General features: G+C 49.4%; 25 protein-coding genes and 2 tRNA genes. 18 read left to right on the top strand and 9 right to left on the bottom strand.

The annotated features are described in order from the left end of the window. Positions 1 to 115: 115 nt before the first annotated feature. The 5 genes from PHI12_09990 to PHI12_09970 all read right to left on the bottom strand — a co-directional run bounded on the left by PHI12_09990 (position 116) and on the right by PHI12_09970 (position 2,221). Entirely contained in the window at positions 116 to 583 is a 468-nt protein-coding gene (locus PHI12_09990) for a universal stress protein (GenBank protein ID MDD5511123.1), read from the bottom strand. A 105-nt stretch (positions 584 to 688) separates the two neighbouring features. Next, complete coding sequence (locus PHI12_09985) at positions 689 to 913, bottom strand: DUF2934 domain-containing protein (protein ID MDD5511122.1); 225 nt, start codon at positions 911 to 913, stop codon at positions 689 to 691. A 215-nt stretch (positions 914 to 1,128) separates the two neighbouring features. Continuing rightward, positions 1,129 to 1,284, bottom strand: coding sequence for a hypothetical protein (locus PHI12_09980; GenBank protein ID MDD5511121.1), 156 nt, complete (start codon positions 1,282 to 1,284; stop codon positions 1,129 to 1,131). Positions 1,285 to 1,428: 144 nt separating this feature from the next. Continuing rightward, positions 1,429 to 1,698: a hypothetical protein gene (locus PHI12_09975; protein MDD5511120.1), complete on the bottom strand. Its 270-nt coding sequence runs from the start codon at positions 1,696 to 1,698 to the stop codon at positions 1,429 to 1,431. 124 nt (positions 1,699 to 1,822) lie between these two features. Continuing rightward, the gene (locus tag PHI12_09970; protein ID MDD5511119.1) at positions 1,823 to 2,221 is read right to left on the bottom strand and encodes an MSMEG_6728 family protein; all 399 of its coding nucleotides are present in this window, start codon (positions 2,219 to 2,221) and stop codon (positions 1,823 to 1,825) included. A 279-nt stretch (positions 2,222 to 2,500) separates the two neighbouring features. On the opposite strand from PHI12_09970, the gene PHI12_09965 reads away from it, so the two are divergent. Further along, positions 2,501 to 2,995 (top strand): hypothetical protein, encoded by a 495-nt coding sequence (locus tag PHI12_09965; protein MDD5511118.1) that lies wholly within the window; start codon positions 2,501 to 2,503, stop codon positions 2,993 to 2,995. A gap of 125 nt (positions 2,996 to 3,120) precedes the next feature. Here the strand turns inward: PHI12_09965 and PHI12_09960 are convergent, their stop codons facing one another. Then, positions 3,121 to 3,633: an N-acetyltransferase gene (locus tag PHI12_09960; GenBank protein MDD5511117.1), complete on the bottom strand. Its 513-nt coding sequence runs from the start codon at positions 3,631 to 3,633 to the stop codon at positions 3,121 to 3,123. 163 nt (positions 3,634 to 3,796) lie between these two features. On the opposite strand from PHI12_09960, the gene PHI12_09955 reads away from it, so the two are divergent. Next, complete coding sequence (locus PHI12_09955; protein ID MDD5511116.1) at positions 3,797 to 4,129, top strand: Rieske (2Fe-2S) protein; 333 nt, start codon at positions 3,797 to 3,799, stop codon at positions 4,127 to 4,129. 49 nt (positions 4,130 to 4,178) lie between these two features. Then, positions 4,179 to 4,670, top strand: coding sequence for a hypothetical protein (locus PHI12_09950; protein ID MDD5511115.1), 492 nt, complete (start codon positions 4,179 to 4,181; stop codon positions 4,668 to 4,670). A gap of 103 nt (positions 4,671 to 4,773) precedes the next feature. On the opposite strand, the gene PHI12_09945 is transcribed toward PHI12_09950, so the two are convergent. Next, on the bottom strand, positions 4,774 to 7,260 hold the full coding sequence (locus tag PHI12_09945) for a heavy metal translocating P-type ATPase (GenBank protein ID MDD5511114.1): 2,487 nt from the start codon (positions 7,258 to 7,260) through the stop codon (positions 4,774 to 4,776). Between the two features lie 659 nt (positions 7,261 to 7,919). On the opposite strand from PHI12_09945, the gene PHI12_09940 reads away from it, so the two are divergent. The 5 genes from PHI12_09940 to PHI12_09920 all read left to right on the top strand — a co-directional run bounded on the left by PHI12_09940 (position 7,920) and on the right by PHI12_09920 (position 13,836). After that, the gene (locus PHI12_09940; protein ID MDD5511113.1) at positions 7,920 to 8,483 is read left to right on the top strand and encodes a flavodoxin domain-containing protein; all 564 of its coding nucleotides are present in this window, start codon (positions 7,920 to 7,922) and stop codon (positions 8,481 to 8,483) included. A 133-nt stretch (positions 8,484 to 8,616) separates the two neighbouring features. Next, on the top strand, positions 8,617 to 9,264 hold the full coding sequence (locus tag PHI12_09935; GenBank protein ID MDD5511112.1) for a DUF1847 domain-containing protein: 648 nt from the start codon (positions 8,617 to 8,619) through the stop codon (positions 9,262 to 9,264). 163 nt (positions 9,265 to 9,427) lie between these two features. Further along, positions 9,428 to 12,556: a tetratricopeptide repeat protein gene (locus tag PHI12_09930; GenBank protein MDD5511111.1), complete on the top strand. Its 3,129-nt coding sequence runs from the start codon at positions 9,428 to 9,430 to the stop codon at positions 12,554 to 12,556. A 407-nt stretch (positions 12,557 to 12,963) separates the two neighbouring features. Then, a complete protein-coding gene (locus PHI12_09925; GenBank protein MDD5511110.1) occupies positions 12,964 to 13,422 on the top strand; it encodes a hypothetical protein in 459 nt (152 codons plus the stop codon). A 57-nt stretch (positions 13,423 to 13,479) separates the two neighbouring features. Next, positions 13,480 to 13,836, top strand: a complete 357-nt coding sequence (locus PHI12_09920) for a hypothetical protein (GenBank protein ID MDD5511109.1) — start codon at positions 13,480 to 13,482, stop codon at positions 13,834 to 13,836. 539 nt (positions 13,837 to 14,375) lie between these two features. Here the strand turns inward: PHI12_09920 and PHI12_09915 are convergent. Then, positions 14,376 to 14,447: transfer RNA gene (locus PHI12_09915), tRNA-Met, on the bottom strand. Positions 14,448 to 14,737: 290 nt separating this feature from the next. On the opposite strand from PHI12_09915, the gene PHI12_09910 reads away from it, so the two are divergent. From PHI12_09910 to feoB, 9 genes are all read left to right on the top strand, one after another. Continuing rightward, positions 14,738 to 15,943 carry a DNA double-strand break repair nuclease NurA gene (locus PHI12_09910; GenBank protein ID MDD5511108.1) on the top strand — a complete coding sequence of 402 codons (1,206 nt, stop codon included), beginning with the start codon at positions 14,738 to 14,740 and terminating at the stop codon, positions 15,941 to 15,943. A 209-nt stretch (positions 15,944 to 16,152) separates the two neighbouring features. Beyond that, the gene (locus tag PHI12_09905; protein MDD5511107.1) at positions 16,153 to 16,746 is read left to right on the top strand and encodes a hypothetical protein; all 594 of its coding nucleotides are present in this window, start codon (positions 16,153 to 16,155) and stop codon (positions 16,744 to 16,746) included. Between the two features lie 73 nt (positions 16,747 to 16,819). Then, entirely contained in the window at positions 16,820 to 18,436 is a 1,617-nt protein-coding gene (locus tag PHI12_09900; GenBank protein MDD5511106.1) for an ATP-binding protein, read from the top strand. A gap of 30 nt (positions 18,437 to 18,466) precedes the next feature. Then, positions 18,467 to 19,285, top strand: a complete 819-nt coding sequence (locus tag PHI12_09895) for a patatin-like phospholipase family protein (GenBank protein MDD5511105.1) — start codon at positions 18,467 to 18,469, stop codon at positions 19,283 to 19,285. Positions 19,286 to 19,388: 103 nt separating this feature from the next. Then, on the top strand, positions 19,389 to 19,886 hold the full coding sequence (locus PHI12_09890) for a Fur family transcriptional regulator (protein MDD5511104.1): 498 nt from the start codon (positions 19,389 to 19,391) through the stop codon (positions 19,884 to 19,886). Beyond that, positions 19,883 to 20,116 (top strand): ferrous iron transport protein A, encoded by a 234-nt coding sequence (locus PHI12_09885; GenBank protein MDD5511103.1) that lies wholly within the window; start codon positions 19,883 to 19,885, stop codon positions 20,114 to 20,116. The genes PHI12_09890 and PHI12_09885 overlap by 4 nt, the downstream gene beginning before the upstream one ends. After that, the gene (locus tag PHI12_09880; protein MDD5511102.1) at positions 20,117 to 20,362 is read left to right on the top strand and encodes a FeoA family protein; all 246 of its coding nucleotides are present in this window, start codon (positions 20,117 to 20,119) and stop codon (positions 20,360 to 20,362) included. Further along, positions 20,355 to 21,035, top strand: a complete 681-nt coding sequence (locus PHI12_09875; protein MDD5511101.1) for a ferrous iron transporter B — start codon at positions 20,355 to 20,357, stop codon at positions 21,033 to 21,035. The genes PHI12_09880 and PHI12_09875 overlap by 8 nt, the downstream gene beginning before the upstream one ends. Then, positions 21,032 to 22,372 (top strand): ferrous iron transport protein B, encoded by a 1,341-nt coding sequence (feoB, locus tag PHI12_09870; protein MDD5511100.1) that lies wholly within the window; start codon positions 21,032 to 21,034, stop codon positions 22,370 to 22,372. The genes PHI12_09875 and feoB overlap by 4 nt, the downstream gene beginning before the upstream one ends. Positions 22,373 to 22,397: 25 nt before the next feature. Here feoB and PHI12_09865 read toward each other — a convergent pair whose 3' ends face one another. Then, a complete protein-coding gene (locus tag PHI12_09865) occupies positions 22,398 to 23,204 on the bottom strand; it encodes a sulfite exporter TauE/SafE family protein (GenBank protein MDD5511099.1) in 807 nt (268 codons plus the stop codon). A 100-nt stretch (positions 23,205 to 23,304) separates the two neighbouring features. Here PHI12_09865 and PHI12_09860 point away from each other — a divergent pair. Next, positions 23,305 to 23,380: transfer RNA gene (locus tag PHI12_09860), tRNA-Ala, on the top strand. The last annotated feature ends 214 nt before the right edge of the window (positions 23,381 to 23,594 follow it).

Here is a 23,594-nt window from a genome sequence, read left to right as displayed (position 1 = left end):
TGAGAAGTATATTGGTAAGGCAAAAGAGATTGTCAGATAAATCCCGACAGGAGCAAAGATAACAAAGCGGCAGCGGATTTATTCAAGCTTCTAGTTATATTAACTACTATATCAATTACTTCGCCCGGGATTTCTTCGGTGGGGCCAAGAAGACCGGAACGGGAGAATGATGCGAGACCTTCGCCGCCACGCTGCCGAAAGTCCATCGTGATATTCCTGACCTGCCACGGGTGCTCATAATTATGAGATCCATCCGGTTTTCTTGAGCATAATCCAGTATGGCATCAGCCGCCGCACCCTGTTTGATACAGGTCTTAACGGGTATCCCTTCTTTACTCAGCCTCTCTGCCACTTTGCCGATATAGTTATTAGCCTCGGTCATTACTCTATCCCTTAGGGTGGTTATCTGCTCTGCCGAGACAAGCCCTCCCCAGCTCTGACCGGTACCGGTTTCGGCCTGCTCCACCACCATCAATAAGACTACCTCTGAAGTACTGCATCCGGCAGCAATTTCTTTTACGTGCTCAAGAATAGACTCGGATAGCTTTGAGCCGTCCAGCGGCACCAGTATCCTGTTATACATCGTGACCTCCGCTATACTTTATTACTAAACTACTAATCCGGCCGGTAAAGCCAGGATGAGAGATAACCGGGACATAGAAAAGAAGCAGATGGAACCGTTAGATTTCTAACTATCCTCCATTTTCTTGCGCCTGGTGCAACTTCTACGCTTGCTTGGAGGCGGAAGATTAATCACTGGCGGCGGTTCTTTGAAATCGACGCTGCTGGTTTTCTCCTTTTCCTCTAATATCTGCTTCGCACGAAGGTAGTGTTCTTCATGCTTGCCATGAGGACGACCTTCCTGTTCCCAAATCGTGTAAGCTAATGCCCTTATTTGTTCCTCCGTAACCATTATTACCACCTCCCTCACTATAACTAGCAATATTATTTTCCTAGTTAAGGTATTTGTCAATCAAAACAATCAAGGCATAAATTATAGAACCGGCAGCGACCGGACCGGAACCTCAATCTGCCGAAGAGAATACAGTGCAGATCTAATTACAGGGAAAATGTAAAGAGAAGGCATTCTTTAAAAACTGCCTTCTCTTTATCAAAGCGCTCCTAATACTATGGCTGGAAAGGCGGCGGGTCTTGTACCTGAACTTGATTTACTTCCCCTTGGCCATTTTCTCCACGAACCTTATCACCGCCTGCAAAAGCCGGCGAAGTGATGCAGAACGTCAGTAAGACTACTGCTAATACGGCAAATAATACTTTTTTCATCGTGCCCTCCTTCCATTCGTAATCTTATCATCTCAACCGGGCTCTATGAAATAACACTTTCGTATTACTACATAGTATACCAGAAAGTTATAATGGACATTTAACCATATACCTATTGCCCGGCATATTCTACAGTTTTGTATGTTAATCGAGAATGGCTTCAAGAGCTCTGGCATCAGCACCGAAGTAAACGTTACCCTCTATGCGTACTACCGGTCTCTTCACCAGCCTCGGTTCCTTCTCCATCAATTCGATAAGGTCATCATCGCTTAGCTTATCCCGGTCCAAGCCAAGCTTAGCGAAGCTCGGGCTTCTAAAATTGAACATCTCAGAAGCGGTCTTACCCTTGAGCAAATACTTGATTTCAACCTGACTGAAAGGATCCTTGAAGAAATCACGCTCGTTGATTTGCAACTTCCTTTGCGAAAGAAACTCTTTCGCTTTACGACAGGTGTTTCACTTTACCCAGCAATAAAAATCAATCCTGACAGCCATTTGTTAAACCTCCTTAGTAAAAGGATATCCTGATTCTACCTTTTCAACTATACCAGATATAACTTATGACCGGTGCTTCCCGCCAGCCGTATTTTGAATAGTGACCATAGTCCTTGGCCAGTAATGCCGCCCGGTGTGAAGCATGAAACTCTTCCATACCCAGCCACCAGGGGTAGACTATTTCACAATCAGTAAGGTTATATATTTCCAGGTTATTCCGATATCCCCGCCTAATCCATTCCTCCACCACCGCGTTTGAATATAGCTTGAGTGCATTTTCAAAGCCCAGCCACATCTTTACAATCGGGTGACTGGCCCAGCCGCCGCCGTAAGTTATTGCCCTGATGATTTGATACGCCTCGACTCTCTGCTTGCCCAGTCTCCGGCGGTCCAGAACAGCGGCCGATTTATCAAATTCCGGGTAGGGTAGAAAGGTCTGCATCTATTAAGGTCTCTCTCCTGATGTGTTAATATACATATTTTATGGTGACAGAATATCAGACCAAATGTATTATTGGCAAGAAGAGCTTCACCAATCAGGAATTTTATAACGGAGGACGCACCAAGACCATGTCCTGAACGACCGGGGTAGTAGGATAGTTGTTGCGCCAAATTTTTCAGCATCGGTCGTGATCTTAACGTGATATAATTGAAATGAATAGTATAGCAAGCTGTCAGGGAGATTGTGTGGTAAATAAACATATCGTGGAGGAAGTATAAAATGGAGACAAAAGACATAAAAAATCAACAAAGTGCTGGAGACGAGGCCCAGAAGCAAGCCGATAAATTACTGAAGGATGGTTTGAAACGAGCAGCAGAAGTCTGTAAAGAAGCCAAAAAGCAAGCTGACATTATCTACAAAGAGTCCAAGAAACTTGCTGTCGATAAAGCGGCTAAACAGCAAGCTGAGCAAGCCCATAAAGAAGCTTTGAAAGAAGCGGAGAAAGTCCGTGATGCAATTGTCGGGCAAATCTGGGCGGTTTGGAATACTTCTTGGGACCAAAGAGCTGAAGATCTTGCGGAGGCTGTAACCAGATCAGAGGAAAGGGTTGGTAGAGCGGAGAAAACCTATGAAGAGGCTAAGAAACAAGCTGACATGACTTATGAAGAGGCTAAGAAACAGGCAGTTGATAAGACGGCTAAACAGCAGGCTGAGCAAGCCCACAAAGAAGCTTTGAAAGAAGCGGGGGAAGTCCGTGATGAAGCCCAAAAGTAAGCCGGCCAAGACAGGCAAAAAACACAACAAATGATGGTAGAGAAATCCTGGGACAGTTCGTTTAAAAAGTAGCAGCGGTTGAATTCGAACCGCCGGCCAAGGGCAAAACAAATCCGCTGCCTATATTATTCAGCTTCTCTAAATTCCTTTTGAAATATTACTTTACCCTGTCTTCCGGCCAGGGCATCTTCCTTCAATTCCTTTATCATCCAAGCTTCATCAGGTACTTCAATCTCACACTCGATACCACGGGTTTTTGCGGGAACAAAGCCGAAGCGCGGGTAATACTCAGGGTGGCCTGCTAATACTACTAGCATATGACCCAGACGCCTGCATTCATCCAAACCTGCATACACCAATTTCGAACCGATTCCCTTTCGCTGGAACTCCGGTAGAACCGCCAAAGGGCCAAGTACGGTGGCTTCCCAATTTGCCAGCTCTGATTCCACTACTACCGGGCTGAACGCTATATGCCCGATGACTTCTCCATCCTGAACGGCCACCAGTGAAGTGGTTAGCAGGCCTCTTTTTCGAAGCTTGTCAACTAGATCGGCTTCTTGACGCCGGCCGAATGCCTGCTGGTTCAAATGATGAATTGGAGCTACATCCTGCGAAGTCTCCGGTCGTATTGTCAGCAATATATTCTCTCCGAAATCTCTGGCCATATTATACCATTGCTTCCCGCCATCTACTGGAGTAAAATGCCGATACAATAAACAGAGCATTAGGAGAAGGGCAAGAGAATTGTGGGTATGAGTTTAGATGTATAATAAGTCCCAAAATAACCAAGGGGGTAGATGAATGAGCTTTATAGAAGTAGCCAAGACAACCGAAATTCCCAATGGCCAGATGAAAGCTTTCTCTACAGTAGGCAAGGAGATATTAGTAACCAATTACGAGGACAAGTACTTCGCAATCGATGCTAAGTGTACTCATATGGGCGGAAAATTAATCAATGGTAAACTAGAAGGTAAAATAGTGACTTGTCCCATACATGGTGCCAGGTTCGACGTGACTACCGGTGTCAGTGTTTCCGGACCCAAAATGGGTCCTGTCAAACTCAAGGCGAGGAACGTGGCTACCTATGAAGTCAAAGTTGAAGACAATATTGTCGAAGTCAACATCAATGAATAAAAAAGTGGCGGCGGGTGGATTCGAACTAGCCGGAAGGAGGATATGAATTATGACCAGGCATGATAGAAATAACGAATGTTGCCCCAAATTCGATCCGGAACCATGGCAAGAAAAAGAAGTAATCTGGAAAGACAAACCCTTCATTAAGGAGACTATTCCACAGTTCATGCATATTCCTCTCCCCGGTACTTTCGGTAAAGCAGTGGCACGGATGTGGGGAAAAATCGAAGATGCCCAGGCTAAACCAGACATGAACGATTTCATCATGCTTTCCGCAGAAACTTCCCCCTGGAAAGGCGAAATCTATATGACAACTACCAAAGAAGTCCCGGACGCCGTAAATATCAAGTTTTCCGGCACTTATTTGACGAAGGTATTTGACGGGCCATACAATGCTGTTCCTAAATGGATTAAGGAAATGACCCCGTTCGTCGCCAAAAAGGGAAAATCAGTGAAGAAGTGGTTTTTCTACTACACGACCTGTCCTAAATGTGCTAAGAAATACGGCCATAACTATGTGGTGACCTTTGCCGAAGTGTAAACCATTAAACAAGAAAGTGGCATCGGGTGGATTTGAACCGCCGGCCAAGGGCTTATTAGGGCCAGGGTCGGATAGTTAAATTACCAGAAAATCATTCCCTTGGTTAGTCTGCAAATTTAGCCGGCTTAAACCTTCTTAAGCGCAGTGAGTTGGATACTACAGTAATAGAGCTAGCTGCCATGGCAGCTGCAGCTAGAATCGGGTTCAGGAACCCGTAGTCACCCAGGATAAAATGAAGCCCTGCCGGAACACCAGTATGCCCGAAGGCAAAATATAGTACACCGGCTGCCACCGGGATAAGGGCGCTATTATAGGCAAAAGCCCAGAAGAGGTTCTGCTTAATAGTCCTCATGGTACGCTTACTAAGGGATATGGCAGTTACAATTCCCTTCAAATCACCACTGACCAGTGTAATATCCGCAGTTTCTATGGCGACATCAGTGCCCGTACCGATGGCAATACCTATATCAGCCTGGGCTAATGCTGGAGCATCGTTTATCCCATCACCAACCATTGCTACCACCTTCCCGTCTTCCTGTAGCTTCTTGACCTCACGGGCCTTATGTTCAGGGAGCACCTCAGACAGAACGCGGTCAATGCCTACTTCTCGGGCAATAGCCTCAGCAGTGCGCTGATTGTCTCCAGTGATCATCACCACCTCAATACCCATCCGGTGTAGTGCTTCCAGAACTTCTTTGGCTTGGGGCTTAAGGGTATCAGCCAGAGCGATGATACCCGCTAACTGGTTATCCACACCCAAAAACATCACTGTCCTACCTTTTTCCCAGAGGCGATTGGCTTCCTCCTCCATTCTATTCAGGGAAAGACCCCTTTCCTTTACCAATCTAAGGTTACCCAGGATGAGCTTCTTGCCATCCACCGAAGCTTCCACACCACTGCCAGGGACGGCATTGAAGTCTAAGGCTGGAGATATTTCCAGCTTCTTCGCTAAAGCAAACTTGACTATAGCTTCACCAAGCAAATGTTCTGAGCCATGTTCAACAGAGGCGGCCAAACGGAGAATTTCTTCTTGTGACGAGGAAGACACTGCTATGATATCGGTCACCTGGGGCTCACCCCGGGTTAGAGTACCGGTCTTATCCAGCAGCAAAGTTCCTATCTTGTGAGACCTCTCCAAAGCTTCGCCACTCCTGATGAGAACGCCGTTTTCAGCTCCTTTGCCTGTGCCTACCATAATTGCCGTTGGGGTCGCCAGTCCCATGGCGCAAGGGCAGGCAATAATGAGCACGGCGACAAAGTTGAGTATGGCAAAGGTGATAGTTGGAGCCGGCCCCACGAAATACCAGATGATGAAGGTAGTGATGGCAATACCAATCACTACCGGCACGAAGTAACTGGCGATAACATCAGCCAGGTGTTGAATAGGAGCCTTACTTCCCTGAGCCTCCTCAACCAGCCGGGTAATTTGAGCTAGAGTGGTATCCTTACCCACCTTGGTCGCCTCGAACTCAAAGCTGCCTGTCTTGTTAATGGTGGCACCGATAACATAGTCATCTACCTTTTTCTCCACCGGGATACTCTCTCCAGTAATCATAGACTCATCAATACTAGAGTAACCCCGGCGAATAATGCCATCCACAGGAACTCGCTCACCCGGCCGTACCAGGATGAGGTCACCAATTTGAACATCTTCGATAGTGATTTCCCTTTCTTCACCGTCACGGATAACCAGAGCCGTCTTCGGTTGCATACCAACAAGCTTCTTTATCGCTTCCGAGGTCTTTCCTCTGGCCCTAGCCTCTAGAAAACGACCCAGGAGAATCAAGGTAATTATCATCGCCGAGGTATCAAAGTACAGATGGGATTCCAGTCCTTCAGCAGTGAAATAACCGGGGAAGAGAACAGCTGCCATACTGTAGAAGTAAGCTGCCGAGGTACCCACCGCAATCAGGGTATTCATATCGGCGGTTCTATGCTGCAGCGCGCTCCAGGCCCCCCGGTAGAATCGCCACCCTACCCAGAACAGCACTGGTGTAGCTAGAACCCATAGCAGATACGGCTTACCAATGAAAGAGGGGGCCCACATTAGAGCCATGATGACGCCGGTGATGATAGCGGCCAGGATAAATCTGTTTCTTACGGTTCGAATCTCTCCCTGGGCGGCAATGGTGACATCCTCCAAAGTCCCGACTTCCGAACCCAGTTCATAGCCAGCTTCTTTTACTGCTCGTCTCAGATCAGCTAGCTCCGTCCCCTCAATGAACTCCACAGTGGCTTTTTCTGAAGCCAGGTTGACACTGGCTGAGACTACCCCGGGTACGCTCAATAGAGCCTGCTTGACACGGGCAACACAGGAAGCACAGGTCATCTCACCTACCGGTAAGATAGACTTCTTGGTCGCTACCCCATAGCCCAATTGGTCTATAGTATGCTTAATTTTGGCAAGACTTACCTTTGAGGGATCATACTCTATGAAAGCCTTTCCTGAGGCAAAGTTAACATTGGCTTGCTCCACCCCATGAATCCCAGCCAGACCATTCTCAACTGTAGCTGCACAGTTAGCGCAGGTCATCCCGGTAATATAGATATGAGCCTTCTCGGATTTCCTGGATTTTGATATCTCGCCCATTACCTCTCCACGGTAGAAAGTTAAGCGTTATCTTAAACAATAATGTGAAGTATACCGCATAATAAAGGCCTCATTCCATTGCTTCCCCTTGCCCTAAACCAGCATAGCTGTCTTATCCCTTTATGGACAACGGTTCCTACTAACTTTTTCACTGCCGCGGCATTGACCTGGCCTTATTCTAAAACAATGACATTGTGCGAATATAACCGTATAATGTGAGTATGGATAACGATAAACGTCATACATTAAGATGCCTGCGTTGTGGCTTCATATGGCGGCAGTCGGTTCCGGCGGGAACACCGAAAGAATGCCCCAATTGCAGTTCGCCTGAATGGGACAAATCAAAGCACCGGCCAAAGCAAGACTAAGTCTTAAGATTGTCCCCCGGACTATATCTCTTATGCGCTTCCACCGCATCATAACACCCTACCTCTGATAATATCTATTCGTCATAATTAGCTTGTATACCCTAATAACCTCTGCAACATCAGGCTATCTCCACCATTCTTTAGCCACATTAGCTCCAATAGTAGCTTCCGACTTTTAGTAAGAAGGAGAAGGCTAAGAGAATGGTGGTATAGAGTTTAGGTGTTAAAAGCAAAAACCCAGCCATTAGCGAATGGTATAATATCATCACTTAATAATGAGGGGGATGGAGAATGGATAAGAAGGCGTTGATTGTTTACGGAACTCGTTACGGGGCTACTCAAAGCACCTCGGAAGAAATCGCCAGAGTCCTCCGAGAAGAGGGGCTGGAAATCAGGGTTGTCAATGCTAAAAAGGAAAAGGTCAAAGATATTTCTACATATGATTTAGTTATTGTCGGCAGCGGAATGCAAATGGGAAAGTGGACAGGAGAACCGGAGAACTTCCTGAAGCAATTCCAGAAAGAGTTGGAAAACAAGAAAGTGGCCATATTCGTCTCATCCGCTGCACAAGCTTTAATTGAGTACGAAAAGAAAACGGAAGAAATTGAGAATAACAGGAAGCAATACCTGGAACAAAAGGCCGCCAAATATAATCTCCACCCCGTCTCCATGGTCATCCTTGGAGGCGTCTGGGACTTCAACAAAATGAACGTATTGCTTAGAAAAACCCTGGCCAGTTTTAAGCCCAGGATTGAAGCTGCCGGATTTAAGGAGATAAAACCAGGGCTTTACGATACCCGGGACTGGAATGCTATTCGTACTTGGGCTAAAGAATTAGCCTCCAAGACGGGGTGATTCATAAGAACCCCGGTCATCTGCGTGATAAGATTTCTGATCGATAATCAGAGGCTAGATAGAGGAGGAAGTTATAGGTACGAATGTGAATTGCTCCGGGTGTAGTAAAACCGTCTGCAATAGTGAGCACTATATGGAGGGACCAGATAGTTGCCCAACGAGGATAAAGGCGGAGGTAATTGAAAAGGCGCTTAAAGAATATGACAAGCCGGAAATAAGGGAGTTTGCCCGTCAGGCATCCATCCAGGAATTCGAGAACTACATGAAGATGCCCGAGGGGCTGATATCACGTAACCCCAGGGTGGAGGAAGTGATTCAGTTCGCCAAAAAGATGGGTTATAGGAAACTGGGAATTGCTTTTTGCATTGGTTTGAAACAGGAGACTGAGATTCTCGCCAGAATACTGGAAAACCGTGGTTTTGAAGTTGTTTCCGTCTGCTGTAAGGCAGGAGGAATCCCTAAAGAGAAAATCGGCATTAGAGACGACCAGAAGATAGCACACATCTCCAATGGACCGGGCCAATGGGAGACGATGTGCAGTCCAATATCACAGGCTGAAATACTGAATGATTCGGAAGTTGACTTTAATATTGTGGTCGGGCTATGCGTGGGTCACGACTCATTATTTTTCAAATATGCCAGGGCACCGGTAACGGTGCTCATTACCAAGGACAGGGTCTTCGGTCATAACCCGGTAGCTGCTCTATACCAATCGTATGCCTACTATCGCCGTTTGACTCGGAAAGAACCTTTTGAGAAGAGAATTCCTCCTTCGCCTTAATAAAATAAAAAAGTGGCAGCGGGTGAATTTGAACCGCCGACCAAGGGCGTAACAGTCCCTTTGTTCAATCTGAATCTATTGACAGGAATGTAATAGAGTATTAAAGTTATTCTTGAACTTCGAATCCGGCTAAAATTTGACCTGAAAAGGTTTGATAACAACCGTGAGCGACATACGAATTCACTTGAGTCAGATTTGGTTTAACCCCTCATATTATGATGCTGGATTTGATTTACTTGAAGAACCTTCTCCGAATCCCAAGATCGATAACGTACTGGTTCTTGGAAAGCTCCGAACAATTGATTCGGTAAGTGAGTTATTAACTAGGTTACGTTCATCGTACATCTCGCACATAAATGATAAGGTATGTGCTATTACCCGATGGAGCATTGAGAGAGGGGCAAATATATTAGTTTTCCCCGAATATAGTATCCCCATAGAGTGTTTAGAAAATATTCGGGATATATGCTCAAATAATAACATGCTGACCATAGCTGGCACGCATAGAGTTCGATTAACATCTGAAACTAAAAAAATATACAGCAAACTAGGAATTAACTTAGCAAATATTATAAATGGATCAGCTATTGCTCCTTTAGTTTATCCTAACGGAGACATTAAGCTGGCTCCCAAAAGAGAAAAATCGAAATGGGAACCGAATCTAAATACTTCAGTGGAAAAGACTCCAGTTTTCATGGTGGAGCTTAATGGGAACGAGCTAACACTAGTCGTAACACCATGCATTGATTCACTGCATTTGGGCACTTTTGATTTTGTTAATGAGGAAAGTAATACGCCTAATATGGCCTTCTGCCCAGCGCTTTCCCCAGAAATAAACATGTTCGAAGATATGGGTAGAGTTCTATCAAGCCACGGAATATTCTTTGGTATGGCAAACTCAGCGGGCTATGGGGGTACCGGTTTTAATATTCCTGAAGCATGGTTACCTTATATATCTGGCGTAGCACCAATGTATCCTAATCTACCCAAGTATTATGAAGCGATTTTTGAGATAGATATAGAGTCAGATTCATATTTTATCAAGAAAGGAGTAGTTAACTCTCAACCTCCTTGTAGCCACCCTAAAATATTTCCTATTGTATACAAAAAACAAAATGACTGGATCGAAGACTTCGAAAAAATAAGAGAAGAAACTCTTGAAATGCTAAGGGATGGAAGTCCTGAGGAAGCTATCGAATGGATAGACGATTCGTTGTCATCACAAGAAAATGCACTTCCAGAGACAATAATAAATATCCTAAAGGACTGCAGGCACAAGTATTTGACCCTTTATGCAGGAGATATCCAAGCGGTTGAGGACATGATGACACTTGTACATATGCCAGATAGTATTGTTGATACAAGAGATTTATTTGCCAGAAGAATTCAGGAAGCAATAGATATCTTGATGGAAACCTTCCGAAGTTCGACAGAAGGGTCATCGACCTTAATGTTAAATACACTAGGTGCATTAAAAACAGCTCAGATTCAAATAGGACCGCCTAACCCAAGTGAAATAGAGGAGAATAGGTTCGAAATCAAGGCATTAAATGAAAGGATAAGCGCTTATACTTATTCCCCTTCTGACGCAATAATAGCTGGATTCCAAGATAGAGGTCCAATTCTTGACGAGTTGAGAGAAGTGATAGGAACCGGATCGGAAAGAGTTATTGTAATAACAGGAATGCCTGGAATAGGTAAGACGGAACTAATAAATACATTATTCTTAAAAGTACTTACCGATTGGCAACCAGTTTGGGTCAACATAGCTACGGATGATAGTGTAGCTAAAATAGTTTGTACAATAGGTGCCATCTTAGGAATAACAATGGATGCTGATTCCATCGGTTCCTCCACCGATGAGATATTTAGAAAACAAGTAAAAAAATTAGTAAGTATCCTATATTCAACTGAGAGAAACGCTTTTATCGTCGACGACTTAAAATACTTATCGATGGATCGTAGAAACTATACACACCTTCAAATACTTATCAAGGAACTAGCGAATGTAGAAAAATATAAGGGGAGTAGAGTATTTCTAATAAGCAGTGTGTCTTCGCCCCCACTTTGGATGCATAATGCTAACATAGCGAGAATCCACGTTCGAGGTCTAGAAGATAAATTTATACGCAGGGTACTAGAATATCAGCTAAGGGAAGCCCGTCTTATACCAGGAGAATCAACTGCCGATATCCCCCAATCTTTACTTAACATTATTGAAGGTCATCCATTGGCAGCTAAAATTGCGGCCGTTGCGAGCAAGGAAGCAGGTATTCAGGACTTATCCAATGATATAGTAACATCTGAAGTAGAAGCCAATATCATCTCCTTGTGCTTGCCCAAAATTGAATTATCTCCAGAAGAATTGGCTACAGCTCAATTAATTTCAGTATTTCGCCAGCCGATTAACATAAAAACAATAGAAGAACATCTTGAGCTTAATGTTGAAACTGCAAACACCTTGGCTACGAAAGCAGTGGTTGAATATGATGGACATAATTACGCAATGCATCCTCTAATCCGTAAGTATTATTATAAAGGAGTTCCGATCGAGGAAAAGAAATCATTCCATAAAAAAGCAGCAAATTACTATTCAAAGACTGCCCAAAGAAATCACTTGGGACATTTTATTAACCCAACCGTTGCTTTCGAACTCGTATATCACTTAGCCATGGCAGGAGATTTTAGAGAGCTCTACGACCTCAGAGTAATAATTTATGAAGCAATGTATCCAGCCGCGCGGACTTTATATTCTCAAAAGCAATATGACAAAGCATTAGAGCTTTTTTATAAATTGGCCGAAATAAGGCCAAAAGAACCACGAGTATGGGCCTATATTGGGCGTTGTCATGGGCGAAGGTCTCAATGGAATGATTGTGATTTAGCGTTTCAAAAGGCTATAGAAGTTGCTGAAGCCACCAAACAACCTACGTCGTGGATACACAGAGATTGGGGGCATATTAGAGCTAGATTCGGATTTTATGACGAAGCAATACCCCACTTACAAGAAGCAACCAGAGATAATTATTTGGATCCAAGTTCGATTGCGTGCGAGGCGTATATGTTATGGAAAAAAGGAGATACCGGTGACGCTAAAACACTATTTGAAAAAGCTCTAAAAATAAACCCGAAACATTCTTACACTCTAGGAACCTATACAAAAATGTTAGATGAAATGGGGGAGCATTCAAAATACTCAAACGAATTGAAACAAAGACTGTCGGAGATCAAAGAAGAAATGATTGAGCCCGATCACTTTGACATTGATGCAGAGCTTGATAATGAAATATGAATTGTCTACAGTATGAAAAGCAATTATCGGAATTTATCTAACAATATTATCCACCGGACTAAACTTCTTATGTCCCTCAATGGCATTATAACAACCTACCGCCTGACAATATCTGCTTGTCATCATTAAAGTTGTACGGCCTAACAGTCTTTGTAGCATTAAACTATCCCCACCGTTCTTTAGCCCATTATCGCCAATGGTAGCTTCTTACCGGAAATCGATACCCTATATATGAATCATATTAGGTTCCGACTTTTAGTAAGAAGGAGAAGGTCAAGAGTAATGTTGTATAGAGTTTATACGCAAAAAAGGAGCTTGTCTTTCCACTACCAAACCCCATAGTTGACAATTGTACCCAGGCGTGTATATACTAATTATAATTATATATACATTAGGAGATAAGAATTATGGATTGTTTCGGATGTAACGGCAAGGGATGGGTAGACAGTCAATATCGGGGTGCTATGAAATGCCCAGTTTGCGGTGGAACTGGTAAGCTTGCACAAACACAACCTAAAGCGTCAATACCCGCTAAAGTTCCCCTAGTTAACAAGAACACTCTGCTTTTTCAACTGGAACAATGGCTTCAAGAACAGCCGGGAGTCCTCTTTGATCATGTTAATAAGACCATGAACACTTATGCCTTTATGAGCAAGACAAAGAACCGCCGGATGGGATTAGTATGGGTAACAACGTACGGCGGAAATAGAATATACCTTTTCAAGGGTGATTATGGAATAGCAGACCCGGACAATAAGGTTAAATATGAAAATGTATGGGGCGGATATCCACAGTTTGAAGTAGGAAGCCTAGAGGAGTTGGGTTATGCTAAAAGACTAGTAGCGTATGCGCTGGAAGCATATTGATGATAATTTTGCCAGCACCGAACGGATGCGCAATAATCTATCAAAAGGAGGTGGTGTATGGATACAATTGAGAAGCTTGAGAAGCTCATGAAGTTCATGTGCGATAAATATGAGAAGAGTGACGTGTTCAGACAATATGGGGAATACCCTTGGACGCTGATGGATGAATCAGGTATAGACTTTGGGGATGGTGGTGCTCAAGTAGCTGCGATGGACGTATTGAGACAATACGGCTTCATCGAGATAGTCGGTAGAAACAGAGGAAACAAAAAAATAGGCTTTAATACCAAAGTAAGACCATCCATAAAAGGAATGGAATTCGTCCGAGATAAAGAAAAATCTGCTTTATCACAGGTATGGCCAAAAGTAGTAACCGCCATAGCTGAGGGGATTACTAGAGGTTTGAAGGGGTAACATCCGCTAGTCTAAATGGCACCACACGACATTATGATGTCAGTAGCTCTTTATCTGAAAGAAAACGCGTCCAATTTTCCACTGCCTTTCGCGCAACATCTAATGCAATGTGCTTACTGCCATCACCTAGTGTAATAACATGTTCGCACGTGGACGTACCAAGAATATCCGACCCAACTAAAGGAACTTCTATATTGACGTTACGATTTGTTACTTCTGCTTCCTCACGCACCCTATCTAACGATAGATGCTTGATTCGATTAGCCAGATCGGAACATATTCGGAGTTCCAGATTATTGTTAACAAAACCCTCAACTTTACTGGCTATATCTGCTCGGACACTAGGGTCATTCTTTATCCAGTCTTTTAGATGATAGCAGTTCTGGAAAAAAGCCCATAAGTCATCGTCATATTCAGTCGAATCTCTATCTTGATGCTCGAGTCTATTTAGATACCTTTTTACCCTTTTATACTGTTCTATTACCGTATTCATTTTTTCAATTATCTCGGTGAATTATCTCGGTGTAAAACAAAAAAAGTGGCAGCGGGTGGATTTGAACCGCCGACCAAGGGCTTATGAGTCCCCTGCTCTACCACTGAGCTACGCTGCCAACAGGCTGAATATAGCACACACACAAAAAGCTGTCAATTTCAGGGATCAATCCAAGAAGGAAAGCAGTCTGTCTCAAATCCGACCAGAGGGCCCGCTACAGCCACCGGCTATTCCGTATCTCCGGCACTGCCTACCACCCAAGTTAATATCTGCAATCGGGATGTCAAATCATTGCGCTTGTCCCGATAATAGACTATTATTCTCTCAAAGAGTCCCAAAGAAATATTCTTCAGAATAAAGGCCGCGTCTGAAATTCCCGGGCTATCGAGAAATAAGGAGGCGATAGAGGTGTCCTTAGACTTAGACAAGGTGTTCCCCCAGGCCGGGGATATGGTGATCCGGCTGAAGAACGACGCCGCCCGGAGGCAGCAGCGTCTCAAGTTTGCCCTGGACACCATGCATAGCCAGGCGGACAAAATCAGCTCCCTGGCTAAAAAAATCGACTCCGGCAATACCACCTGGCTGATCGCCGGACTGGTAGACGGGTTGGACCGGCGTATTGAGGCACCGCCCGCTCCTGCCGAATTCAGCATACTGGCAGCCGACGGCTCTCACATCGATGTCGACCGCCACCGGTCGCCCCGCTGCTACCTGATCAACATCGGCTCCGTCGTTCTACGATACGGAAGCTCACCCGCAGCTACCCTGGAGAGCTTCCCCAGCCTCTACTCCAGCGATGAGGACCTGGTCATTACACCGACCGGGAATAATAATACCCGGGAGCAGGTGGTAGAAGGAACACTGCTGGGCATCAAGCGCGGCGTGGACGAGTGCGGCAAGCTGGCCGAACTGGCCGCGGAGCTGCCCGGGGACGGCCTTAGCCTGGCGCTGGTTGACGGTACGCTCGTCCTCTGGGGCCTGGAGGCCTATCCCGAATTCGTTACCGAAGCACTGCTGGACAAAGGCTTCTTGAGCCACCTCAGCAGTATAAAAGAACTTAATAACAAGAAAAGAGAGGTAGCTCTGGCCAGCTACATCAGCTTTCCCCGCAGTACCGAGGTGGTCAATGCACTGCGCCTCGCCCTCTGCCCGCACGACATCCTCGACACCGACCGCCACTGCCAGGACTGCAAAGACCGGCAGTGTGAGGCAGTCGCCGGCATCAGGGACTGCGACCTGTTCTCCGAGCTGTTAGCCCCGGGGGAGCGGTCATGCCTGTTTACCAGCGGGTCGAAAATAATTAAGAAATACCCCGCCGAGCACCGGATCTACTTTTTCTACCTCAGAGTGGACGATGAAACCGCGCGGGTAGAGATACCGCAGTGGGTGGCGATGGATGAGGGTCTACTCAATCTAACCCACTCACTTATTCTGGACCAGTGCCGGCGCGGGCAGGGATACCCGGTAGCGCTGAGCGAAGCTCACGAGCAGGCGGTGGTAACCGGAGCGGACCGGGAAAACTTCTGGCGGCTGGTGGAGTCGCTGCTGCTGGAGGAAAACCTGCCCAGCTTAAGCTCGGCAAAAAGCCGGAGCAAGAGGACGAGGTGGGTCTAATATAGTGATGCGTTGCTCAGAAAACGATACCTGCTCCCGGCAGCGGAGCCACTATCCTAAAAAGCCGAAATGGTTTATTATGAAGTAGAGTGGTGGGGGGACGGGAATCTTAATCAAAGGAGGAAGAGATGGGATCCAAGGGAAGGAAGAATGTCAAGAAACCCAAGCAGCAGAAGGAAAAACCAGAAAAGAAATAGGAAAACAAAACAATGAGTGAAACACAGAGGGTCGGTGAGGTCATCGAAGCCAGCTCCGCCGACTTCACCGCCCAGTGTTATGAGCTCTACGGCTCGCCCGCTTTAGGCAGCATGGTCAAGACCGGGGATGCGAATGTAGAGTTATACGGGGTAGTCTATCAAGCGGCGACCACCAGCCTCGAGCCGGGGCGGCGGCCGATTGCCCGGGGCAGGGATGAGGCCAGTGAAGAGGCGGTCTACCGGTCAAACCCGCAGCTGTTAAAGTTGCTCAAGAGTGAGTTCAGTGCCCTAGTGGTCGGCCACCGGCAGGGAGATAAGATGAACCACTACCTGCCGCCCCAACCGGCCCGTATCCACGGCTTCGTTTACCTGTGCTCGCCCGAGGAAGTAGGGGAGTTCAGCCAGTCCTTCGCCTTCCTTAACATACTGGTCAATGCTAACCTGCCTATTTCCACAGATGAGCTTGCCAGCGCTGCACTGCGCCAGATGAGCCAGGTACACCAGGACCGTCGTAGCTTTCTGGTCGCCGCCGGCAAGGAGTTGGCTCTTCTGATCGGCGGCAATCTGAACCAGCTCAAGGCTATTCTGGAGAGGATTCAAATATGATCCGGCAGACCCCCGGCATGATGAGCGTCGTTACTCCCCACCCCCTTAGCCGGGGAACAGGGAGCGTGGCGAAATGAACACGGAGAGGCTGGGTATCGTTACCACCGGCTCCTTGAACAAGGGCGTGGAAGCCAGGCTTGACGGTAGCGCCTCGGTCGAGGACATCGCGGTAGGGCGCTATGTCACCATCGAGGGGAAAAAACGGCGCTTCTTCGGCATGATCACCGATATCAGCCTGGGCGTAACCGACCCCAAGCTTACCGTTATCCCGCCCGACGTCTCCGACCCCTTCATCGCTGAAGTTCTGGCCGGCACCAGCACCTACGGGACTCTCCATATTTCGCCCTATCTCACCATCGGCGGCGATGCCGCTAGCCTCAGCGAGGGACCGCAGCCGGTCAAGACGATACCATCGCACTTCTCACCGGTAAACCCGGCATCACAGGAGGACGTCGAGCTGGTCTTCGGCAAAGAGGACGAGAAAAGGTTCTGGATCGGCAACCCGCTGGATATGGAGACCAGGCTCTGTCTCGACATGGAGAAGCTGGTCGAGCGCTCCAGCGGTATCTTCGGCAAGAGCGGCACCGGCAAGACCTTCTTCACCAGGCAGCTCCTGATCGGCATGCTGCAGAAATCGAAGGCGGTTAACCTCATCTTCGACATGCACAGCGAATACGGCTGGGAGGGCAGCAGCGAGCACGGGCTGAAGAAGGTAAAGGCCCTCAAGCAGCTCTTCCCGGCCAAGGTGGCCGTCTTTACCCTCGACGAAGAGAGCTCAAAGCGGAGAGGGGTGCTCACCGACTTCACCGTCCGCATAGGATATGACGAGATAGAGCCGGCCGACATGGTCCTGCTGCGCCAAACATTGAATCTGACTGAGCCCGCCATCGGAGCGATATACCAGTTCCGGGAGCGGTTCGGCAAGAGCTGGCTGGAGAAAACCGTCAACCTGGGTAGCTCCGACGAGACCGGCGAGCTTTTAAAAGAGCTTAATATTCACGAGAGCACCTTCTCGAACCTGCAGAGAGGACTGGCCATCATCAAGAGGCTACCTTTCATCGAGCCCCACGCACCGGCCGACGCCGTAGCCCATATCCTCGACCATCTCGGCCGGGGCACCAACGTGGTGCTGGAATTCGGCAAGTGTAACGATATTACCGCCTATGTCCTGGTGGCCAACCTGCTCACCCGCCGCATCTACGCCCGGTACCGGGAGAAAACGGAAAAGGCAATGGCGGAAAACTCGACCGGACCGCAGCCTCTGGTGATAACCATCGAGGAAGCGCACAAATTCCTCAACCCGGAGGTGGCCTCGCAGACCATCTTCGGCACCATCGCCCGGGAGATGCGCAAGTATAACGCCACCCTGCTCGTAATCGACCAGCGTCCCAGCGGTATCGACGACGAGATTATGTCACAGGTCGGCACTAAGGCGACCTTCCTGCTCGATAATGAACGCGACATCGACAGCGTACTGTCCGGAGTATCCGGCAAGAGCGAGCTCAAATCGGTACTGTCCAAGCTGGCTTCCAGGCAGCAGGCACTCATCTTCGGCCACGCCGTGCCGATGCCGGTAGCCTTCCGGCCCAGGGAATACGGCTCGGTGAATTCCTATAAGGAATTCGCTCCCGATGGAGGGACCGCAGCAGTCAAACAGGCCGAGCAGGACATCGAGGACCTCTGGGGATAAAATCGCCACGGCCGGAAGGAGCAGGATAGATTGGATCGAAAGAAAGTGGGGCTGGTGCTGAGCAGCGGCGCCGCCCGTGGTCTGGCCCACGTCGGTGTGCTGGAAGTCCTGGAGAAAAACGGTATCCCCATCGATATGATCGCCGGTACCAGCATCGGGGCGATTATCGGCGCCGCCTATGCCGCGGGGAAGAGCATCGACGAGATAACCAGGACGGTGACCGGACTGAGCCTGATGAAGATGATGACTCTGGCTGATTTCACCGTACCGACCAGCGGCTTCATCAAGGGGAAGAGGATCGACGGATGGCTCAAGTCTCTGATCTGCAATATTGATTTTGCCGACTTGAAAATACCCTTCACCTGCCTGGCCACCGACATCGGCACCGGCAAGGAGGTGGTCATCAAGCAGGGCCCGGTGGCGGCGGCAGTAAGGGCCAGTGCCTCGATGCCGGTAATATTTACTCCGGCCAGGTGGCAGGGGCGCTACCTGTTCGATGGCGCTCTGGTCGAACCGATACCGGTGCGAGCTGTCAAAGAGATGGGTGCCGACATCGTCGTTGCGGTAAACGTGGTGCCCTATATGGGCGGCAGAAAAAAGAAGGCCGACGCCGCGGGTGATCTGAAAACCCAGAAAGAACCTAACGTTTTCAGCATCGTGGTACGGATGATATATATTATGGGCTATCAGGCGGCGCTGGACGGACTTAGGGAAGCCGATGTCATAATTAACCCCGAAGTGGGGCATATCCTGCCCGGGAGCTTTAACCGGGCCCGGGAGTGCATCCTCCAGGGCAAGCGGGCGGCCCGGCATGCCCTACCGGCGATAAAGAGTATCCTGGAAACCTGAAGCACCAACCCCCAAGATATCGAATTCCTTTGGCCAAAAAATTGACAGCCTGGTACCGATACGCTATAATTATTGCAAATAATAAGCATTAGCGACAAGTAGAATGGTATCTAAGAAATCGAGTACCGTCATTAAGCGTACGGCACTGAGTTCGGCCGGACTGAGGATGACCAGCCAGCGGGCGCTGATCCTGGATATTATCAACCGTGGCGGCGAACATCTGGATGCCGATGAAGTCTACAGCCAGGCCCGGCAGATACAGTCCAACCTCAGCCTGTCCACGGTATACCGGAATCTGCGTACCCTGAAGGAACTGGGGCTGATACAGGAGCTTCACTTCAACGAGTCCCACCATCACTACGAAGTGAAGACATCCGCAGAGCACCACCACCTGGTCTGTCTGGGCTGCGGCCAGGTAATCGAGTTCGAGTGCGGGCTGTGTTCGGATATGAAGCGGGAAATCAGCCGCAAGAAGGGCTTTGAGATCATCGATGCAGAGGTGCAGATGACCGGTTACTGCGCTAAATGCCGTCGGAACAGGAAGCAGCTAATGCTACAGTTGCCTGAAAAAGGGTTCGAGAAGAAAGGGAAAGAGGAATGACGATCAAGACTTTAGGTGAGATGAGGGTAGGTGAGCATGGCCGCATCAGTAAGATAGGCGGCAACGGTCAGGTCCACCGGCGCATCCTGGATATGGGAGTAATCCCGCCGGCGGCGGTTGTGGTCGAGCGCATCGCACCGATGGGAGACCCCATCTGGATAAGGCTGCGGGGCTATCAGCTGTCGCTGCGCAAGGAAGAAGCAATCAACGTGCAGGTGGAGGTAGACTAGATGAGCGGGAAGTCTCTGCCGCTGGCGATGATTAATCCCTACGAAGAAGTTACGGTAGCTGAGATTAGAGGCGGCCGGGGGCTGGTGCAGCGGCTGGCCGATATGGGCCTAACTCCGGGGACAAAGCTGAAGGTAATCAACAGCCAGATGCCCGGGCCGATCCTGATCGACCTCAGGGGCTCCAGACTGGTCCTCGGCCACGGGGTCGCCCTGAAGATTATGGTAGAAATAACAGGCAATGGCTAAAAAGATAACCGTTGCCCTGGCCGGCAACCCCAATGCTGGCAAGACAACGGTATTCAACAACCTTACCGGAGCCCATCAGCATGTGGGGAACTGGCCCGGGGTAACCGTCGAGAAGAAAGAGGGCGGCTACCGATACGGAGACTATCAGGTAAAAGTAGTCGACCTGCCCGGCGTCTACAGCCTGACCGCCTACTCCCCCGACGAGGTGGTAGCGCGGAACTTCATCCTGGAAGGCGCACCGGATGTCGTCGTGGACATTCTGGACGCCTCCAACCTGGAGAGAAACCTCTACCTTACCGTCCAGCTCATCGAACTGGAGGCCAACCTGGTAGTCGCCCTGAACATGATGGACATCGCCCAGTCCAGGGACTACCAGATCGACGTTGACAAGCTGGCCCGGGAACTGGGGGCGCCGGTGGTGCCGATGGTCGCCAAGAAAAAAGGCAGCAACGACCGGCTGCTCCAGGCAATAGTGGATGCTTTCGAGGGCAGATCCGGAGTAGAAAAGGTAAAGCTCTTCTACGGCAACGAGTTGGAGGAACACATCAAGGAGCTGGAATCACTGATCGCCCGGGATGAAGAGCTGTCGCAGCGATTTCCGCCCCGCTGGCTGGCGATAAAGCTGCTGGAAGAGGACGGGGAAGTGCTGGAAAAGATAGGGCTCGATAGATGAGTCGGGAAGAGATAATCCAGGCTAAAGACAAGAGCATCGGCCACTTAAGAAGCGTCCTCGGCGACGATGCGGAGACGGTAATCTCCGGTGCGAGATACGGGTTTATCAGCGGCCTGCTCAAGGATACCCTGAAAAAGCCGCGGATAGAGAAGGCTACCACATCGGATAAGATAGACCGGGTGCTGGTCCATCGCATCTGGGGCATCCCCATCTTCCTGGGCATAATGTACGGGATGTTCCAGTTCGTCTTTACCCTCTCCGGCCCGCTGATGGGTCTGATCGATGCCGGCTTCGGCAGCCTTGCCGGAATAGCGGAGGGCATCTCTCCCGACTGGTGGAGCTCTCTACTCGGCGATGGCATCATCAGCGGCGTCGGCTCGGTAATCAGCTTCATACCGCCGATATTCCTGCTCTTCATCGCCATATCCGTCCTGGAAGACTGTGGATACCTGTCCCGGGCCGCCTTCGTTATGGACCGGGTGATGCACCGGATAGGGCTGCACGGGCGTTCTTTTATCCCCATGATACTGGGCTTCGGCTGCACCATTCCCGCCGTGATGGCCTGCCGGACGATAGAAAATCGCAAGGACAGGCTGACCACGATGCTGGTCACCCCTTTCATGTCCTGCGGAGCCCGCCTGCCCATCTTCGTCCTCCTCGCCGGAGTCTTCTTCCCCGCCCGCGCCGGACTGGTCGTCTTCGCAATGTACCTGATCGGCATCGGCATCGCCATCTTCAGCGCCTGGATTCTGCGCAAGAGCCTTTTCGCCGGGGAATCGGGGCACTTCGTTATGGAGCTGCCGCCATACCGGCTGCCTACCTTCCACGGGGCAATGATTCATATGTGGGAGCGGGGCAAGCACTTCCTGAAGAGGGCGGGCACCATTATCTTCGCCGCAGTGGTAGCGGTCTGGCTGCTGGCCAGTCTACCCTGGGGCGTAGAGTACGCCAGCGCCGGGAGCATCCTGGGCAGGATAGGCAGTGCCGTGGCACCGGTATTTACCCCCTGCGGCTTTGCCCAGTGGCCGGCAGCCGCCAGCCTCGTCTTCGGCTTCCTGGCTAAAGAAATCGTGGTCGGCAGCCTGGGAGCCATCTTCGCCGTTGGAGAAGCAGGATTGGGTGGTGCTCTGGCATCTCAACTGGGCTGGACGCCGCTGGTTGCCTTCTCCTTTATGGTCTTCAGCCTGCTCTACGTTCCCTGTGTCGCCAGCATCGCCACCATACGCAGCGAAGCCTCGGCAAAGTGGGCCTGGTTCGCCATCGGCTACACCTGTGCCGTTGCCTGGGTCGCCGCTACCGTCATCTACCAGATCGGCAGGGTGGTTCTGGGGGGTTAGCAACAGCTAGTTCAGGCCGGAGCACTCAACCGAAGACGCCGAGCATCCTTAAGCCCAGATAGAACATCACCGCGACAAATGCGTATCTCAAGCGGTGGGCCGGGGCACGATGGGTAGCCCTTGCCCCGAGCTGCGCCATGCCGATGCTGGTCGCCGCCAGCAGGCCCCAAGCCTCCAGATGAACATAGCCCAGGCAGTGCAAGGGCAGCCCGGCGATGCCCTGCCCGTTGACAATATAACCGATCACGCCCCCGATGCTGGTAAACATGACAAAGGCTAATGATGTCGCAATGGCACTATGGATCCTGAACTTAAGCGCCAGCACCATTACCGGAACAGCCAGTACGCCGCCGCCGAGACCAACCAGCCCGCTGATCACCCCGATCGGGGCCGCCCAGGCCGCCCAGAGCCAGGGGTTATCCTTCGGCGGCTGGCCAGCCTCTACCGGCCCGCGGACGAGCATCCCGACACCGGCTGCCATGACTACGATGCCAAAGGCCAGCTTCAGGACTGCCCCGGGCAGGTAACTGGCCAGGGTCGCTCCGCCGAAAGCGCCGGCCAGGCCACACATCCCCATGACAACGGCCGCCCTCCACCAGACCGCACCCTCCCTGTGGTGTCTCCAGGTACCGCTGGCGGCGGTAGGTAAAATAACCATCATACTGGTGCCGAAAGCCAGCTTGACGGCGATATCGACCGGAATACCCATATCGGCAAAAACCAGATACTGGACCGGCGTCATAATAAAGGAGCCGCCTACCCCCAGCAGGCCGCCGGCAAAACCGACGCCGGCGCCGGTCGCCAGCAGGATCAGAATATGGGCTATGGTCATCCGGTCCTCCAGTCTTTTTATGGATAACAGTTTATCACATAATCAGCCCGGGCAAATTGCCAGTAAGGCCGCTAATTGTATATAATTACCGGTAACGAATGGGGCTGTAGCTCAATAGGGAGAGCGCCTCCTTTGCAAGGAGGAGGTCAGGGGTTCGAATCCCCTCAGCTCCACCATTCGGAACAGCTCCCGAACCTTTGGCTCTTGAGGCGATGATCGCGAAGGGGGCATTGAGTTCGGCCTTGGTCACCTTGCCTTCTTCCACATAGAGGCATTTGAAAACCGTCTCACAGATCAATCTCTTTTCATCGAAAGTACCCTTATCAAAGAGAAAATCCAGCTGGGTAGCCAGTTCCAAGGCCACTTCAAAGTCGGCTTTTATCAGGTGCT

This window comes from Dehalococcoidales bacterium, assembly GCA_028716225.1.
GTDB lineage: Bacteria > Chloroflexota > Dehalococcoidia > Dehalococcoidales > UBA5760 > UBA5760.
This window is presented reverse-complemented; position numbering and strand designations above follow the sequence as displayed.